Source organism: Caballeronia sp. LZ029, from assembly GCF_031451275.1.
In the GTDB taxonomy this organism is placed as follows: domain Bacteria; phylum Pseudomonadota; class Gammaproteobacteria; order Burkholderiales; family Burkholderiaceae; genus Caballeronia; species Caballeronia jiangsuensis.
In genome coordinates this window covers 340887-356759 of sequence record NZ_JARUXO010000003.1, presented here as the reverse complement: position 1 = coordinate 356759, position 15873 = coordinate 340887, and the positions used below count along the sequence as shown (strand labels likewise).

Here is a 15873-nt window from a genome sequence, read left to right as displayed (position 1 = left end):
GGTCATATGTCGATGTGCGCTTCGACGATCTCTCTGACCTTCTCCAGCGCGTGCCTCAACGTTCCCGCATCCACCGATCCCAGCGCCAGCCGCAACGCGTGCGGCACCTGTATCGCGGTACAGAACGGCTCGGCCAGCGACACCGAAATGCGCTCTTCCATCAGCGCCGCCGCGATGCGGTCCGCGCGTACTTCCTCGGGCATCGGCAGCCACACGAAATACGACGCGGGATGCGCGACGCGCTTCAAACGTCCCAACGCGCTCGCCGCGATGACCTGCCGCGCCGACGCATCCGCACGCTTCTCCGCTTCGAGCCTGTCGACCGTGCCATCTTCGAGCCAGCCGCACGCGATCGCCGTCATCACGCCGGGCGTATTCCACGTCGTCACTCTGATCGCGCGCTCGATCTTCGGCACCCATTCGAGCGGTGCGACCACATAGCCGACACGCAAACCCGTCGCCACGTTCTTCGAAAATCCCGAGACGTACACCGTGAGTTCGGGCGCGATCGCGGCAAGCGGCGGCGGAGCGTCGTCGGCAAGAAAGGCGTAGGCGGCGTCTTCGATGACGAAGAAGCCATGCCTGCGCGCAAGCGATGCCAGTTGCCTGCGCCGCGTCGCCGTCATCACCCAGCCGAGCGGATTGTGCAGCGTCGGCATCGTGTAGATGGCGCGCACGCGCCGCCGCTTGCATAGCGCATCGAGCGCGTCGGGATCGGGGCCCGCGCCTGACGCCGGCAGCGGCGCGAGTTCGAGCCGATGCGCCTCGGCCAGCAGCTTGAATCCGGGATAGGTAAGGCTATCGACGGCGACCACATCGCCGGGCTTGAGCAGCGCCATCACGGTTGTGGCGAGACCGTGTTGCGCGCCATCGACGAGCATGACGCGATCCGCGCCCACATCGAGCCCACGGCGCGCGAGATGACGCGAGACCGTCGCCCGGTCGCGCGCGCGTCCGCCATGCGGCTGATAGCGCAGCAGCGCTTCGAGATCGCCCGCCGATGACAACTGCCGCAGCGCATTGCGCAGCAACTCCGCCTGACCGGGCAGCGCGGGATAGTTGAAGTTCAGATCGACCGTATCCGCGGCGATGGCGACCTGATCGATGCCAAGCTCACGCGCGAGCGTCGTTTCCTTCACGAACGTGCCGCGTCCCGTTTCGCCGCTGACGAGACCCATCGCGTTCAACTCGGCATAGACGCGCGTCGCGGTCACGATGCCGAGTCCCTCGCGCGCGGCAAGCCCGCGATGCGTCGGCAGCCGTGTGCCTGCTTTCAGGCGACCGGACCGAATGTCCTCGACGAATCGATCGACGATCTGTTTGTAGCGCGGTGGTTTCGGCATGTATTCATGACAATTTTTTGATTGTATTCATTCTGGGCCGTAGCATGGGCACATGCAACACATGCGCTGAAAGGAGCACAACATGCATATCGCCATTCTCACCTTCGAGGGCTTCAACGAACTGGATTCGCTGATCGCGCTCGGCATTCTCAATCGCGTGAAAAAGCCGGACTGGAAGGTGTCGATCGCGTCGCCATCGGAAGAAGTGCGTTCGATGAACGGCGTCGTGCTGAAGGCGCAAGCCACGCTCGACGATGCCGCGAACGCCGATGCCGTGATCGTCGGCAGCGGCATGCTGACGCGCCAGGTCGCAGCCGATGCATCGCTGATGGCGCGCATCAGGCTCGATCCCGCGCGCCAGTTGCTCGGCGCGCAATGCTCCGGCACGCTCATTCTCGCGAAGCTCGGCCTGCTTCGGGACGTGCCCGCCTGCACCGACCTGACCACGAAGCCCTGGGTCGAGGAAGCGGGCGTGCGCACGCTCGATCAACCCTTCGTCGCGAATGGCAACGTTGCGACGGCGGGCGGATGCCTCGCATCCCAGTATCTGGCGGCGTGGGTGATCGCGCGGCTCGAAGGCGTTGAGGCGGCGTGCAGTGCGCTGCATTACGTCGCGCCTGTCGGCGAAAAAGATGTCTACGTCGAGCGCGCGATGAAAAACATCACGCCTTTTATCGACGCCGCCACGCTCGCGTAACGGCCATAAAATCGTGCACTGCAAAGCCCGTCGCGATGCGCGCGACGGGCACATTCGTGCTGCACTCGCATAAAGAAAACCCGCGTATAAAGCATTAAACGCTTCGGGAAAGTCCTTACAGAAACATCAGACGTCTGATGTATATTTCAGGGACTGCCATCCCAGAGACCCTCATGCGCCTGAGCGTCGAGCGATCGATGAGCGACAAGATTCAGGAGTCGCTTCTCACCATGATCCGCGAGCGCAAGCTCAAGCCCGGCGATCAGATTCCCACTGAAATAGAGCTTTGCGAGCTGCTCGGCGTCGGCCGTTCCAGCCTGCGCGAAGCTGTCGCGCAGATGATCTCGCATGGCTTGTTGTCGCGTCAGCAAGGCAAGGGCACCTTCATCAGACAAATTTCGCTGAAGCTGCACGGCGGGCTCGATGATCTGATGTCGGTGACGGACATGATTCGCAGCGTGGGCGCGGTGCCGTCGACGAGCCGCATCCAGATGGAGACCGTCGCGGCTTCGGAGAGTCTCGCGGAAAAGCTCGCCATCGCGCGTGGCGATCCGTGCGTGAGAATCGAGCGCGTGCGACGCGCGGACGACGCCATCGCCGCGTATTGCATCGACACGATCCCGAAGCACGTGTTCGATGCCGCCGAGGGCGAGCTTGGCGAGTCGCTCTTCGGCATGTTCGCGCGCACGGGACGGCGGCTGTCGCATACGCATACGTCGATACAGCCGACCATTCTCACGCCGCGCGATCTGCCGGAACTGGGCGACGGCTTCGGTCTCTTTCTGCTGCTGGACGAGGTGGATTTCGATCAGAGCGGCGAGCCGCTTTGCTATAGCAACGACTACTACAACACGAGCATCTTCAAGTTCGATCTGGTGCGCAAGCGTCGCTGAACATCGGAGGAGACATACCGATGGAGTTTGAAGCTTTCACCGCGCAGGAACTCGCCGCCTATCTCGGCGACGTGCCCGATGTGCGCGCGCTGCTGGGCGATCCCGACGATCTCGACGTCGTCGAAGTCGGGGACGGCAATCTGAACTACGTGTACTTCGTGACGAATGCGAAGGCGCCCGGGCGCAGCGTCGTCGTCAAGCAGGCGCCGCCGTTTCTGCGGCTCGTCGGCAAGACGTGGCCGCTTTCGTGTCAGCGCATGGAGCACGAAGTCGCTGCGTTGCGGCGCTTCGGCGCGCTGTGTCCGCGGCATGTGCCGAAGGTTTATCACGCGGACAGCAAGCGCTTTCTCGTGGTGATGCAGCACCTCGCGTCGCATCGCATCCTGCGGCAAGGTCTGATGGATGGCGCGATGTATCCGCGTCTCGCGGATCATCTTTCGACCTATCTCGCGCACACGCTTTTCTACGGCTCCGATCTCTTTCTCGCGCCCGATATCAAGAAGCACGCGGCGAGCGCGGCGGTGAACTGGGAACTGTGCAAGATCACCGAGGACCTCGTGTTCACGTTTCCGTTCGAGGATCATCCGTCGAACGTCTACAGTCCCGCGTTGCCCAAGGGCGCCATCGAAAGGCTGAGAACGCACGAGCCGTTGCGCATCGCGGCGGCCGACATGAAGTGGGCCTTCATGAACCACGCCGAGACCTTGCTGCACGGCGACCTGCATACCGGGTCGATCATGGTCAACGAAGACGAGACCTTCGTGATCGATCCCGAGTTCGCGTTCTATGGGCCGATGGGCTTCGATGTCGGCGCGGTGATCGCGAATCTGCTGCTCGCGTTCTTCTCGCGCGACTGGCACGGACGCATCGACGGGCGCGATCCCGTCGCGTATCAGGAATGGCTGCTCGAACAGATGGTGCGCATCTGGAACGGCTTCAGCGCGCAATTCGTCGAGCTATGGCGCGACAACGAGAGCCGCAGCAAGCGGCGTTTCATCGGCGCGGACGCGGAAAGCCGCGCGCTTACGGCGTATCGCGCGCATTTCATGCGGCGTCTCTTGGCCGATACGCTCGGCTTCGCAGGCTGCAAGATGATTCGGCGCATCGTCGGGATGGCGAAGGTCGCGGAGATCACGCGCATTCCGGATGCGCAAGTGCGGGCGAATATCGAAGTGCGCTGTCTGCGTTGCGCGGAAACGCTGCTCGTCGAGCGCGCCACGCTCGGCGATATCGAACAGGTGGCGACGCTCGCGCGCGAGATTCAGCGCGACATCGCAACGATGTGACAGGAGACCTCATGGCTTCGCAGCCCTTGTTCACGACGCTTCCGCCGACGATCGAATGGCGCGACGGCGATCTGTTGCTGCTCGATCAGACGCGTTTGCCGCATGAGATCGTGGTGGAGAACGTCGCCGATGAGAAAGCGGTATGGCGCGCCATTCGCGAGTTGCGCGTGCGCGGCGCACCGGCGATCGGCGTCGCGGCGGCGTATGGGCTTTGCATCGCGATGCGCGGATCGGCCGCGCTGCCCGTCGCGCAGTTTCGCGCGGAGCTGGAACGTCATGCGAACTGGCTCGAAACGGCGCGGCCTACGGCGGTCAACCTGAGCTGGGGCGTGCGGCGCATGCTGCGTCATTCACGCGATGTCGATACGAACGATGCCGCGACGCTCTACCAAGCGCTCGTCGATGAAGCGAAGCGGATACACGAAGAAGATCAGGCGCTGTGCGAAGGCATCGGCGAGCACGGCATGCCGCTCATCCGCGAAGGATGCGGCGTGCTCACGCACTGCAATGCGGGCGCGCTCGCGACGACCGGCATCGGCACCGCCACTGCGCCGATCTATGCGGCGCATCGCGCGGGCATCGCGTTCAAGGTCTATGCCGATGAAACGCGTCCGCTTCTGCAGGGCGCGCGTCTCACGGCGTTCGAATTGCAGCAGGCGGGCGTCGATGTCACGCTCATCATGGATAGCGCCGCCGCGTCGATCATGTCGCAAGGGCTCGTGGATGTCGTCATCGTCGGGACGGACCGCGTCGCCGCGAACGGCGACTTCGCCAACAAGATCGGCACATTGGGGCTCGCCATCGCCGCGCATCATTACGGCATTCCGTTCTATGTCGCCTGCCCTTCATCGACGCTCGATCTAGAGACGCCGGGCGGTTCGCGCATCGAAATCGAGGAGCGCGATGCCGAGGAAGTCACGCATCTCGCCGGACGACGCATCGCGCCCGATGCGATCAAGGCGCGCAACCCCGCGTTCGATGTCACGCCGCACGCGCTCGTCAGCGGCTTCGTCACGGAGCGCGGCATCGTGCATGCGCCGTTCGAACGCTCGCTGAGAACGCTGTTCGCCGCCGAGGGGAACGCCGCATGATCGCGGCCGATGAAAGCGCGCTGCGCCGCGCGATCGTCGCAACGTCGCTGGAGATGGAGCGGCTCGGCATCAATCAGGGCACGTCGGGCAACGTGAGCGCGCGATATCGAGAAGGCTTGCTGATCACGCCGAGCGGCGTGAGCGCGCGCGAGCTCGACGAGAAGCAGATCGTGTGGCTGCCGCTCGACATCGCCGACGATGCCGAGCTTCTGCGCGTGGAACGGCCATCGTCGGAATGGCGCATTCATCGCGACATCCTGCGCGCACGTGGCGATATCAACGCCGTCGTGCATACGCATTCGATCGCGGCGACCGCACTCGCCATTCATGGACGCGATATTCCCGCGCTGCATTACATGGTCGCGGCGGCGGGCGGCAAGTCGATACGCTGCGCGCCGTATGCGGTCTTCGGCAGCCAGCAGTTGTCCGATCATGCGCTCGACGCCCTCGACGATCGCCGCGCGTGTCTGCTCGCGCATCATGGCGTGATCGCGCTCGGCGCGGATCTTGCGCGCGCCGTGTGGCTCGCGCATGAAGTGGAAGTGCTGGCGAAGCAGTATCTGCTGGCGTTGCAGATCGGCGCGCCGCCCCTGCTTTCCGATGAACAGATGGATGAAGTGATGGAGAAGTTCAAGACTTACGGCAGGCGCAACACGGAGGATCGCTGAAACGCGTGGCGGGAAGCGAAGCCTCATCGAAGCGAAAAATCGCATTGAACAACTCGTACAACGGAGACAGCCATGGCCTGGAGTTCGGCAAGATTCGACAGTTGGGGAACGTTCGGCAAATCGAGCGGCGCCGTATTGCTATGCGCGGCGGCCGCGTTGAGCGGATGCTCGAAGAGCGACAACTCGTCGTCGACGAGCAGCACCAGTTCGGCGGCGAGCGCACCGGCAAGCGCGCCGGCGAGCGCGCCGGCCGCGACCGCAGCGGGCGGCAAGCCCAAGATCGGCTTCTCGATCGCGACTTTGAACAACGCGTTCTTCGTCGGACTGAAGGCGGGCGTCGAGCGCGGCGCGAAGGATCAGGGCTTCGATCTCGTGCAGACCAACGCGAACGGCGATGCACAACAGCAGGTCAACGATGCGATCAACCTGCTGAGCCAGGGCGTGACCGCGCTCGTGCTCAATCCGATCGATTCGAAGGCGATCATTCCCGCGGTCGAAAAAGCCAACTCGATGAACATTCCGGTCTTCACGCTGGATCGTGGATCGGATGGCGGCAAGGTCACGTCGTTCGTCGCGTCGGATAACGTCGCGCTCGGGCAGACGGGCGCGAAGTGGATCGCCGAGCATCTGAAGAAGCGCTATGGCGTGGAGAAGGGCTTCGTCGTCGATCTGATAGTTCTCGTCGGCACGACGGCCGCGACGGATCGCGAAAAAGGCTTCAGCGAAGAGATCGCGAAGTACCCGAACATCAAGGTGGTCGCGCGTCAGGAAGGCGCGTTCGATCAGGAGAAGTCGCTCAACGCGATGACGAGCATCCTGCAGAAATATCCGCAGATCGATGCGGTCTTCGGCGCGAACGACGACAACACCGTGGGCGCGGAAAAGGCCATCGACAACGCGGGCCGTTACAAGCCGCTCGGCGACAAGGAGCATATTCTCGTGATCGGCGCCGACGGCACCGCGCAGGCGCTCTCCGCGATCCGCGCGGGCAAGCAGGACGCGACGATCTCGCAGAACCCGATCCAGATGGCGGCGAAGTCGCTGCAGTTCATCGCGGACTACAACGCGAAGAAGGACGTGCCCGCGAACTACGCATGGCCGACGATGCTCATCGACAAATCGAACATCGATTCGGATGAGGTGAAGAAGTACGGCCTGTGGTCCGAGGAAGTGAAGCAGTAAGGGCAACCGGCGGCCGCGCGTTCCAGCGACGCGCGGCCCGCATACGGAATGCACACGGAATGCATACGGAATGCACGACATGAACGTGGAAACCGAAGCGCCGTTGTTGCGCATGCAGGGCATCGTGAAGAGCTTTCCCGGCGTGAAGGCGCTGCGCGGCGTGAGTCTCGACCTGCACGCGGGACATGTGGTGGCGATCGTCGGCGAGAACGGCGCGGGCAAGTCGTCGCTCGTGAAGGTGCTGTCGGGCGCGTATGAGCCCGACGAAGGCACGATCGACATCGGCGGCATGCCGCTCGCGCGCGGCACCCATGCGGCGATCGATGCGGGCGTGGCCGTCATCTATCAGGAGCTTTCGCTCATCAACGACATGACGGTCGCGGAGAACCTGTTCCTCGGCCGCATGCCTTCGCGCAACGGCTTCGTGAGGATGCGCGACGCCAACACGATGGCACGCGAGGCACTGGCGCGCGTGGGCCTCGACAACGTGCCGCCGTGGATGCGGCTCGGCGATCTGCCGTTGAACAAGCGGCAACTCGTCGAAGTGGCGAAGGCGATCGCGCGCGATGCGCGCATTCTCGTGATGGACGAACCGACCGCCGCGCTGCAAAGCCACGACATCGCCAATCTGTACGCGGTGGTGCGGCGGCTGCGCGCGGAAGGCATGGGCATCATCTTCATCTCGCATCATCTGGAAGAAGTGTTCGAGCTGGCGGATTCCGCTGTCGTGATGCGCGATGGCGCGACCGTCGGCGCGCGCCCGATGTCCGAATGGACCGAAGCGGATCTCGTGCAGGCGATGGTCGCGCGCAATCTCGAATCGTTCTATCCGTGGGAGCCGCGCGATTACGGTCCGGTCGTGCTCGAAGTGCGCAATCTCGCGAGCGCGCCGTTGCTGCGTAACGCGAGCTTTTCGGTGCGCGCGGGCGAGATAGTGGGCATTGCGGGCATCGCTGGCGCGGGGCGCACGGAATTGCTGAAGACGATCTTCGGCGCGCTGCCGGTGACGAATGGCGAGCTTCTCGTGAAGGGCAGGAAGATCGCCAATCATTCGCCGACGCAGGGCGTGCGTCACGGGCTCGTTTATACGTCGGAAGATCGCAAGCTCGAAGGGCTCGTGCTGGAAGCGAACATCGAAGAGAACATTGCGTTGTCGAGCCTGAAGGCGCTGGCGAGCGGCGGCTTCGTGAGCCGCGCGAAAAAGCGCAAGCTCGCGCAGGATGCGAGCGCGCGTTTCGGCGTGCGTGCGTCGTCGGTGTTGCAGATCACGGGGACGCTTTCGGGCGGCAATCAGCAGAAGGTCATCTTAGGCCGCGCGACCGCGACGAGTCCGGTCGTCATCATGCTCGATGAACCGACGCGCGGTATCGACGTGGGCGCGAAGTCGGAAATCTACGCGCACATGGTGACGATGGCGCGCGCCGGCGCGGCCGTCGTAATGGTGAGTTCGGAGCTGCCCGAGTTGCTCGGCATGTCGGATCGCGTGCTGGTGATGTATCGCGGCAGCATCGTGACCGAGATCGCGCGAGACAAGGCAGATTCGGAAACGGTCATTCAGTGGGCAACGACAGGAGCAGGCGCATGACCTCCACGGCAGCCGATCGTTCGGACACGGAGGCGCTGTCGCGCCGTGTGATCCGTCAATTGAGGAGCGGCATCGGGCCTTTGTTCGCGGCGCTCGTCATCATCTGTATTGCGTTGTCGATCGCATCGCCCGAGTTTCTCACCACGAGCACGCTCACGAACATCATGGTGCAGGTGTCCGTGGTGGGCATCGCAGCGGTGGGCGGCACGTTCGTCATCATCACATCGGGCATCGACTTGTCGGTCGGCTCGCTCGTCGCGTTGAGCGGCATGGTGGCGGCGACCGTCATGGCGGGGTCGAGTCCGGGCGCGGTCGGGTTGGGCGTGGCAGGGCTAGGCGTCGCGCTCGCGGTGGGCGCGTTCGCGGGTGCGCTCAACGGGCTTGTGATCTCGTGGCTCAGGCTCGTGCCCTTCATCGTCACGCTGGCCGCGATGGCGATGGCGCGCGGCCTCACGCTCGCCATTTCCGATGGCCGCACGAAGTTCGATTTCCCCAACGCGTTCACGATGTTCGGTGCGAAGACCGTCGCCGGTCTGCCTATGCCGATGATCGTCATGTTGGTCGTGTTCGTCGCCGGGCATGTGTTGTTGCGCAAGACGACGTTCGGGCATCAGGTGTTTGCCGTCGGCGGGAATCAGGAAGCGGCGCGGCTTGCTGGGATTCCTGTCAGGCGTGTGGTGTTTTTTACTTACATGCTGGCGGGCGTTACTGCGGCGATCGCCGGGATCGTGCTCGCCGGGCGGCTGAATTCCGCCTTGCCTTCGGCGGCTAATGGGCTGGAGTTGCAGGTTATCGCGGCTATTGTCATTGGGGGGACTTCGCTTGCTGGCGGCAGAGGTTCTATCGTCGGCACTTTTATCGGGGTGGTGCTTATCGGCGTCATCAACGTCGGCCTTTCGTTGCTCGGCGTGAACCCCTTCTGGACCCAGTTCATTCAAGGTGGTGTCATCTTCGCCGCCGTGTTGCTCGATGCGCTCAGTCAGCGGAGGAAGGTTTGAACTCTTTCTTCTATGGAATCCTGCTTTCGTGTCGGTCCATTAGCACTGCCCCTCCCCGGGGCGGGGGTCACTTTCTTTGCTGCTGCAAAGAAAGTAACCAAAGAAAGCAGCTTCTCACCGCCCGCGGTCACACGCACGTTGGCCATGCTTGCCAGCCGCATGCGGCACTCGCCTAAGTGTCGCCCCCAAAGGACTTACCGGGCTTGGCTCGCGCACGGTCTGACACATCGCACGGCACTACGGACTGGTTCAGCACCAAATAGCTTCGGCACAGCGCTACGCGCTGCCGTTGGGTCTGCGAGGGAAACCGTCGAAGAAGCACATGCAAACCCGATTGACCGGTCGGCCGCGAAGCGGGCTGGAGCTACTTGGTGCTGAACCAGTGAAGCAAGCGGTGCGAGGTGACAGACCGTGCGCGGTCCAAGCCCCGCGAGACCTACGAGGGCACTCGCTACAGCCGGGCCATTAGGCCAATCGTCTGTGCCGCGGCCGGTGTGAAGTGCTTAGGCTGGGGATAGCTGTTTCTTTGGTTACTTTCTTTGCAGCAGCAAAGAAAGTGACCCCCGCCCCGGGGAGGGGCAGAGCCAATAGACCGACACGAAAGCAGGATTTCACGCAAGCGCAACAGCAAGCAAGCGAACCAACAATCCCAAAAGGAGCCGCAAAAACACCATGAAAAAAATCATCAACAACCCAGAATCCTTCGTCGATGAGATCATCGAATCGCTCCTCCTCGCGCATCCGCAATGGATCAAATCCGCGACTGAAGACCACCGCGCGCTGGTCCGCGCCGACGCTCCAAAACCGGGCCGCGTAGGCATCATCACCGGTGGTGGTTCGGGCCACATGCCCGGCTTCCTCGGCTACGTAGGCGAGGGCCTATGCGGCGGCGTAGCGGTCGGCAACGTATTCTCATCGCCATCATCGGAGCAGATCTTCGAAGCGACGAAAGCCGTAAACGGCGGCGCCGGCGTGCTCTATGTCTATGGCAACTACGGCGGCGACGTGCTCAACTTCGACCTCGCAGCGGACCTCGCGGAAGCCGAAGGCATCGACATAAAAACGGTCGTGCTCACCGACGATGTCGCCTCCGCACCGAAAGACCGCGCCGACGACCGGCGCGGCGTCGCCGGCATGGTGTTCGCCTTCAAATGCGCAGGCGCAGCCGCCGAACGCGGCGATTCGCTCGACGATGTCGCGCGCATCTGCGCCAAGGCCAACGCGAACTGCCGCACGATGGGCGTCGGCCTCTCGCCCACGATCCTGCCCGCCGCCGGCAAACCCACGTTCACGCTGCCCGAAGGCGAGATGGAGATTGGGATCGGCATTCACGGCGAGCCGGGCACGCATCGCGGCAAGCTCGAATCCGCCGATGCCATCGCGGAACGTCTCACCGGACAAATCATCGGCGATCTCGCCGCGCCGAAAGGTTCGCGCGTCGCGCTGCTCGTCAACGGCCTGGGCGCGACGCCGCTCGAAGAGCTCTATCTGTTGTATCGACGTTCAGCGAAGCTCATCGCCGACGAAGGGCTGAAGATCGCGCGTTCGTATGTCGGCGAATACGTGACGAGTCTCGAAATGGCAGGCGCGTCGATCACGGTCATGCTGCTCGACGACGAGCTCGAAGCGCTGCTCGAAGCGCCCGCGCGCTCGCCGTTCTTCCGCGACGGCACCGAGTCCTGAAAGGAGCATGCGATGAGCGTAACCAGCAAGGAACTGCGGGACATCCTCACACGCGCGCTCGGCGCGCTGCCCGCGCATGCCGATGAACTGCGCGATCTCGACGCGGCGCTCGGCGATGGCGATCTCGGGATCACGGTGCAGTCCGGATCGGCGGCGGTCGTAAAGGCGTTGGGCGCGCTGCCCGAAGAAGCAACGCTCAACGAAATCATGCTGGCCGCCGCCAAGGCATTTTCGACGGCGAATCCATCGACGTTCGCGGCGCTCGTCGGCGGTGGGCTGCTTGCCGCCGCGAAGACGGTGAAGGACAAGGACGCGATCGGGCGCGATGAGGCGCTCGCGATCGGCCAGGCGGTGGCGGCGCGCATCATCGAACGCGGCAAGAGTCAGGTCGGCGACAAGACCGTGCTCGATGCGCTGGTGCCGAGTCTCGATGTGCTGGCCGCATCGCAAGGCAGCGCGACGGACACGCTCGACGCGATGATCGCAAAGGCCAGCGAACAGGTCAGCGCGACGGCCACGCTGCAATCGAAAAAGGGCCGCGCGGCGTGGGTTCAGGAGCGCAGCATCGGGCACGCGGACCCCGGCGCGACCGCTTACGTCAGGTTTCTCGAAGCGTTGAGAAATGCGCTTGCAGCATGAACGCGGGGGCGTTCACGCACGCTTCTTTTGCGGGACGACCTCGCGCTCGCGCCTGCCCGTTTGAACGACTTTCAGCTTCTTGCGCGTCAGGGCGAGCGCTTCCGCCTTCGTGGCGACGCACGGCCCCGAGCCGAGCAAGGGCTGACGCGCCGTCTCGCGCAACGCGAGCACGGACACTACGCCGATCACCGATGCCGCCATCAGGTAATACGCGGGCATCATCAGATTGCCCGTCGCATCGACGAGCCATGCCGTGACGAGCGGCGTCGTGCCGCCGAACAGGGACACGGACACATTGAAGCCGATCGCGAGCGCGCCGTAACGAATGCGCGTCGGAAAGAGCGCGGGCAGCGCCGAAGGCATCACGCCCGTGAAAGTGGAAAGCAGCGCGCCGAGTATCAGCAGGCCGAGGAACACCGGCAGCAGCGCGCCCGTGCGCACGAGCAGAAGCGCGGGAATCGACAGCGCGAAAAGCCCGATGCAGCCAACGAGCATCACCGGCTTGCGGCCGATCAGGTCGGAGAGATGGCCCGCGAAGAGCGTCATCGGGATCATCAGCACCATCACGAGCAGCACGAGAAAGAGGCCATGCGTTTCGTCGAAATGCAGTGTCGCCGACAGAAAGCTCGGCAGATAAGACAGCGCCATATAGTCGGTGACGTTGAAGATCAGCACGAGCCCGACGCATTGCATCATCGGCCTGAACTGCTGCGAGAGAAGCTCGGTGAAGCGCTGCTTCGGACGCGAGCGTTCATGCGCCTCGCGCGTCTCGGCTTCCTTCTTGAACGCCGGCGTTTCTTCGAGCTTCATGCGGATGTAGAGGCCCACGAGACCCAGCGGGCCCGCGATCATGAACGGCACGCGCCATCCCCATGACAACAGCGCGTCGTGCGAAAGCGTCGCCGTCAGCAGTGCAACCGTGCCCGCGCCGAGGATATAGCCCGCGAGCGTGCCGACTTCGAGAAAGCTGCCGTAAAAGCCGCGCCGCGCATCGGTCGAGAATTCGGCGATGAAGGTCGCCGCGCCGCCGTACTCGCCGCCTGTGGAGAAACCCTGCACGAGACGCGCGACGAGCAGCAGCACGGGCGCGAGAATGCCGATCGAGTGATAGCTCGGAATCAGGCCGATACAGAACGTGCCGGCCGCCATCATGATCATCGTCATGGCGAGCACGCGCTGGCGGCCGATGCGGTCGCCGAGCGGGCCGAACACCATGCCGCCGATCGGCCGCACGAGGAACGCCGCGGCGAATGTGCCGAAGGTCGCGATCAATTGCGCGGACGGACTGCTCGACGGAAAAAATACTTTGCCCAGCACGACGGCGATATAGCTATAGACGCCGAAGTCGAACCATTCCATCGCATTGCCGAGCGCCATCGCGCCCACGGCACGTTTCAGAAGAGCGTGATCGACGACGGTGATATCGCCCAGCGTGAGATGCGGCGACGATTTGCTGCGGGCATTGCGCTCGTGCGAGGAACTCAATTGTCTCACTCCTGATTTTCAAGGCGAACACGAAGGACTGCGGTGTGGTCGCGCAGAAGGCCGCCGATGAGGCACGCGGCCCTCGGCATGATGTTTCCAGAGTGTGCGGATCGGGACGCGTGCATGCCTTCGCTCACGCGTCTGGAAAACGGCAGAAAACGACACACGTGCGTTCGTGCTGTCGGATTGCGTCGCACAGGGCACGGTGAAGCGTTGGCCGTCATCCGACATGCGTGCGCTGCGACGGCTATCGAGCGTCAGGCGGAATGCCTTTATTCACGGGCCTTTGAGCGGATTGGAGCGATGCGTCCATCGTCATTGGCACAGGCCATGCAATGGATCAGGCGGGCGCGATGCTTTCGGCACGATGATTCGATTCCGGTAACCGTGTTGATCGATCGCGCCTCTTTTTATCGACACATTCACGGGGATCGCCATGAGAGCGAAGACCATCAGCATTCTTTTCGCTGCGAGCGCGGCGCTTTCAGCCGTGCCCGCGTTCGCGGACGATTCCGGCAAGGTCACGCCGGTATCTCACGGCACGACGGCCGTTCAGGTGACGCACGCGAAGAGCGACGCGCACGTTATGCCGGATGCCGCCACCAGCGCGGTCGGTGGCGGCGACGCGTACAAGACGCAGTCGGGCAAGCGCGAAGAGCGCGATAGCATCGATGCGTGGTTTCGCGGAGGCTGATCAGTCGAGCGTGATGCCGTCGAAGCGATGTCCGCCAAGCGGGCTGATCAGATAGCCGTGCACACGCTTCGAGATCGGCTGGAAGATGTTGGCGTGCGCGAGCGGCGTATACGGCACCTGATCCTTGAAGACCACCTGCGCTTCTTCATAAAGCTTCGTGCGCGCGTTCTGATCGGTGACGAGGCGCGCTTTCGCGAGAAGATCGTCGAACTGCTTGTTGCACCACTTCGCCATGTTGCTTCCGTGGACCGCATCGCAACCGAGCGTCGTGCCGAGCCAGTTGTCGGGATCGCCGTTGTCGCCGAGCCAGCCGTAAAGAATCGCGTCGTGCTCGCCGTTCGTCTTCGCGCGCTTGTTGTACTCGGCCCATTCGTACGTGACGATATTCGCCTTCACGCCGATCTTCGCCCAGTCCGATTGAATCAGTTGCGCCATCAGACGCGCGTTCGGGTTATAGCCGCGCTGCACGGGCATCGCCCATAGCGTGATGGTGAAGCCGTTCGGAAAGCCCGCTTCCTTCAGCAGTTCCTTCGCCTTCGCGGGATCGCGCGGCGCGTCCTTCAACGCCTTGTTATAGGACCATTGCGATGGCGGCATCGGGTTCGTCGCCATCGTGGCCGCGCCTTCGTAGACGGTCTTGATGATCGCCTGCTTGTCGATCGCCATGTCGAGCGCGCGTCGCACGTTCACGTTGTCGAGCGGCTTGTGCGTCGTGTTGTAGCCCACATACGCGACATTGAAGCCGACACCCGACAGCACCGTGAGCTTCGGGTCCTGCTTCGAAGCGCCGATATCGGCGGGGCGCGGAAACGACGTCACCTGGCATTCCCCGCCCGATAACTTCTGCTGGCGCACGGCGGCATCCGGCGTGATCGAGAAGACGAGTTTGTCGATATGCACGTCCTTCCGGTTCCAGTATGTCGGATTCGCGTCGTAGCGGATCGTCGCATCCTTCTGATAGTCGCGGAATACGAACGCGCCCGTGCCTACCGGCTTCTGATTGAGGTTCTCGGGCTTGTTTTGCTTCAGCAACTGCGCGGCATATTCCGCCGACACGATCGACGCGAATTCCATCGCGATGTTGCGCACGAATACGACATCCGCCGTCTTGAGCGTGAAGCGCACGGTGTAATCATCGAGCTTCTCCACGGACGCGATGTTCTTGTCGTAGCCGAGATCGGTCAGATACGGAAAGCTGACCGGATGCGCCTTCTGGAACGGATCGTTCGGATCGATCATGCGCTTGAACGTGAACACGACATCGTCCGCGTTGAAGTCGCGCGTGGGCTTGAACCACGATGTCGATTGAAATTTCACGCCATGCCGGAGATGAAACGTGAAGGTCTTTGCGTCCGGCGCTTCGTCCCATTTCTCAGCGAGACCGGGCACGAGATCGAGCGTGCCGCGTTTGAATTCGACGAGCTGATCGTAGACGGCGTGAGCGCCCGCATCGAAATCGGTGCTGGTGGTGTACTGCGCGGAATCGAAGCCGGCGGGACTGCCTTCGGAACAGAACACGAGCGTCTTGCTCGCGGCGGTCGCAGTTTGCGCGGAGATGGCAAGCGCGGCGGAAAGAGAAACAACAAGGAAACGTCGTGAAAGAAGCATTTTTCTTGTTCGCTCGGAAGA

The 15873-nt window shown here is 63.1% G+C and carries 14 protein-coding genes; 11 read left to right on the top strand and 3 right to left on the bottom strand.

Annotation, left to right across the window (positions count from 1 at the left end; all coding sequences use genetic code 11):
- Positions 1 to 2: 2 nt before the first annotated feature.
- Positions 3 to 1343: a PLP-dependent aminotransferase family protein gene (locus QCE73_RS20970; RefSeq protein ID WP_309883398.1), complete on the bottom strand. Its 1341-nt coding sequence runs from the start codon at positions 1341 to 1343 to the stop codon at positions 3 to 5.
- A gap of 82 nt (positions 1344 to 1425) precedes the next feature.
- Here QCE73_RS20970 and QCE73_RS20965 point away from each other — a divergent pair, with 82 nt between their 5' ends.
- The 10 genes from QCE73_RS20965 to QCE73_RS20920 all read left to right on the top strand — a co-directional run bounded on the left by QCE73_RS20965 (position 1426) and on the right by QCE73_RS20920 (position 12065).
- Positions 1426 to 2040, top strand: a complete 615-nt coding sequence (locus QCE73_RS20965; protein WP_309883397.1) for a DJ-1/PfpI family protein — start codon at positions 1426 to 1428, stop codon at positions 2038 to 2040.
- Between the two features lie 197 nt (positions 2041 to 2237).
- Positions 2238 to 2933 carry a GntR family transcriptional regulator gene (locus QCE73_RS20960; RefSeq protein WP_238289916.1) on the top strand — a complete coding sequence of 232 codons (696 nt, stop codon included), beginning with the start codon at positions 2238 to 2240 and terminating at the stop codon, positions 2931 to 2933.
- Positions 2934 to 2953: 20 nt separating this feature from the next.
- On the top strand, positions 2954 to 4219 hold the full coding sequence (gene mtnK, locus QCE73_RS20955) for an S-methyl-5-thioribose kinase (protein ID WP_309883396.1): 1266 nt from the start codon (positions 2954 to 2956) through the stop codon (positions 4217 to 4219).
- Positions 4220 to 4230: 11 nt separating this feature from the next.
- Positions 4231 to 5310 (top strand): S-methyl-5-thioribose-1-phosphate isomerase, encoded by a 1080-nt coding sequence (gene mtnA, locus QCE73_RS20950; RefSeq protein ID WP_309883395.1) that lies wholly within the window; start codon positions 4231 to 4233, stop codon positions 5308 to 5310.
- A complete protein-coding gene (locus tag QCE73_RS20945; RefSeq protein ID WP_309883394.1) occupies positions 5307 to 5978 on the top strand; it encodes an L-fuculose-phosphate aldolase in 672 nt (223 codons plus the stop codon). The genes mtnA and QCE73_RS20945 overlap by 4 nt, the downstream gene beginning before the upstream one ends.
- A 72-nt stretch (positions 5979 to 6050) precedes the next feature.
- On the top strand, positions 6051 to 7160 hold the full coding sequence (locus QCE73_RS20940; protein ID WP_309883393.1) for a sugar ABC transporter substrate-binding protein: 1110 nt from the start codon (positions 6051 to 6053) through the stop codon (positions 7158 to 7160).
- A gap of 70 nt (positions 7161 to 7230) precedes the next feature.
- Positions 7231 to 8745: a sugar ABC transporter ATP-binding protein gene (locus tag QCE73_RS20935; RefSeq protein ID WP_035502070.1), complete on the top strand. Its 1515-nt coding sequence runs from the start codon at positions 7231 to 7233 to the stop codon at positions 8743 to 8745.
- Entirely contained in the window at positions 8742 to 9743 is a 1002-nt protein-coding gene (locus QCE73_RS20930; protein WP_035502068.1) for an ABC transporter permease, read from the top strand. The genes QCE73_RS20935 and QCE73_RS20930 overlap by 4 nt, the downstream gene beginning before the upstream one ends.
- A 672-nt stretch (positions 9744 to 10415) precedes the next feature.
- The gene (locus QCE73_RS20925) at positions 10416 to 11426 is read left to right on the top strand and encodes a dihydroxyacetone kinase subunit DhaK (RefSeq protein ID WP_309883392.1); all 1011 of its coding nucleotides are present in this window, start codon (positions 10416 to 10418) and stop codon (positions 11424 to 11426) included.
- Positions 11427 to 11438: 12 nt separating this feature from the next.
- Positions 11439 to 12065: a DAK2 domain-containing protein gene (locus QCE73_RS20920; protein WP_250485823.1), complete on the top strand. Its 627-nt coding sequence runs from the start codon at positions 11439 to 11441 to the stop codon at positions 12063 to 12065.
- A gap of 12 nt (positions 12066 to 12077) precedes the next feature.
- Here QCE73_RS20920 and proP read toward each other — a convergent pair whose 3' ends face one another.
- Complete coding sequence (proP, locus tag QCE73_RS20915) at positions 12078 to 13550, bottom strand: glycine betaine/L-proline transporter ProP (RefSeq protein ID WP_309883391.1); 1473 nt, start codon at positions 13548 to 13550, stop codon at positions 12078 to 12080.
- A gap of 436 nt (positions 13551 to 13986) precedes the next feature.
- On the opposite strand from proP, the gene QCE73_RS20910 reads away from it, so the two are divergent.
- Positions 13987 to 14244: a hypothetical protein gene (locus tag QCE73_RS20910; protein WP_309883390.1), complete on the top strand. Its 258-nt coding sequence runs from the start codon at positions 13987 to 13989 to the stop codon at positions 14242 to 14244.
- Here QCE73_RS20910 and QCE73_RS20905 read toward each other — a convergent pair whose 3' ends face one another.
- A complete protein-coding gene (locus QCE73_RS20905; RefSeq protein ID WP_309883389.1) occupies positions 14245 to 15852 on the bottom strand; it encodes an ABC transporter substrate-binding protein in 1608 nt (535 codons plus the stop codon).
- Between the last annotated feature and the right edge of the window lie 21 nt (positions 15853 to 15873).

Coding starts and splice junctions, on each gene's coding strand:
- QCE73_RS20905 (WP_309883389.1), bottom strand. CDS start 15,852: ATGCTTCTTTCACGACGTTTCCTTGTTGTTTCTCTTTCCGCCGCGCTT.
- mtnA (WP_309883395.1), top strand. CDS start 4,231: ATGGCTTCGCAGCCCTTGTTCACGACGCTTCCGCCGACGATCGAATGG.
- QCE73_RS20965 (WP_309883397.1), top strand. CDS start 1,426: ATGCATATCGCCATTCTCACCTTCGAGGGCTTCAACGAACTGGATTCG.
- QCE73_RS20945 (WP_309883394.1), top strand. CDS start 5,307: ATGATCGCGGCCGATGAAAGCGCGCTGCGCCGCGCGATCGTCGCAACG.
- QCE73_RS20960 (WP_238289916.1), top strand. CDS start 2,238: ATGAGCGACAAGATTCAGGAGTCGCTTCTCACCATGATCCGCGAGCGC.
- QCE73_RS20930 (WP_035502068.1), top strand. CDS start 8,742: ATGACCTCCACGGCAGCCGATCGTTCGGACACGGAGGCGCTGTCGCGC.
- mtnK (WP_309883396.1), top strand. CDS start 2,954: ATGGAGTTTGAAGCTTTCACCGCGCAGGAACTCGCCGCCTATCTCGGC.
- QCE73_RS20910 (WP_309883390.1), top strand. CDS start 13,987: ATGAGAGCGAAGACCATCAGCATTCTTTTCGCTGCGAGCGCGGCGCTT.
- QCE73_RS20940 (WP_309883393.1), top strand. CDS start 6,051: ATGGCCTGGAGTTCGGCAAGATTCGACAGTTGGGGAACGTTCGGCAAA.
- QCE73_RS20970 (WP_309883398.1), bottom strand. CDS start 1,343: ATGCCGAAACCACCGCGCTACAAACAGATCGTCGATCGATTCGTCGAG.
- QCE73_RS20935 (WP_035502070.1), top strand. CDS start 7,231: ATGCACGACATGAACGTGGAAACCGAAGCGCCGTTGTTGCGCATGCAG.
- QCE73_RS20925 (WP_309883392.1), top strand. CDS start 10,416: ATGAAAAAAATCATCAACAACCCAGAATCCTTCGTCGATGAGATCATC.
- QCE73_RS20920 (WP_250485823.1), top strand. CDS start 11,439: ATGAGCGTAACCAGCAAGGAACTGCGGGACATCCTCACACGCGCGCTC.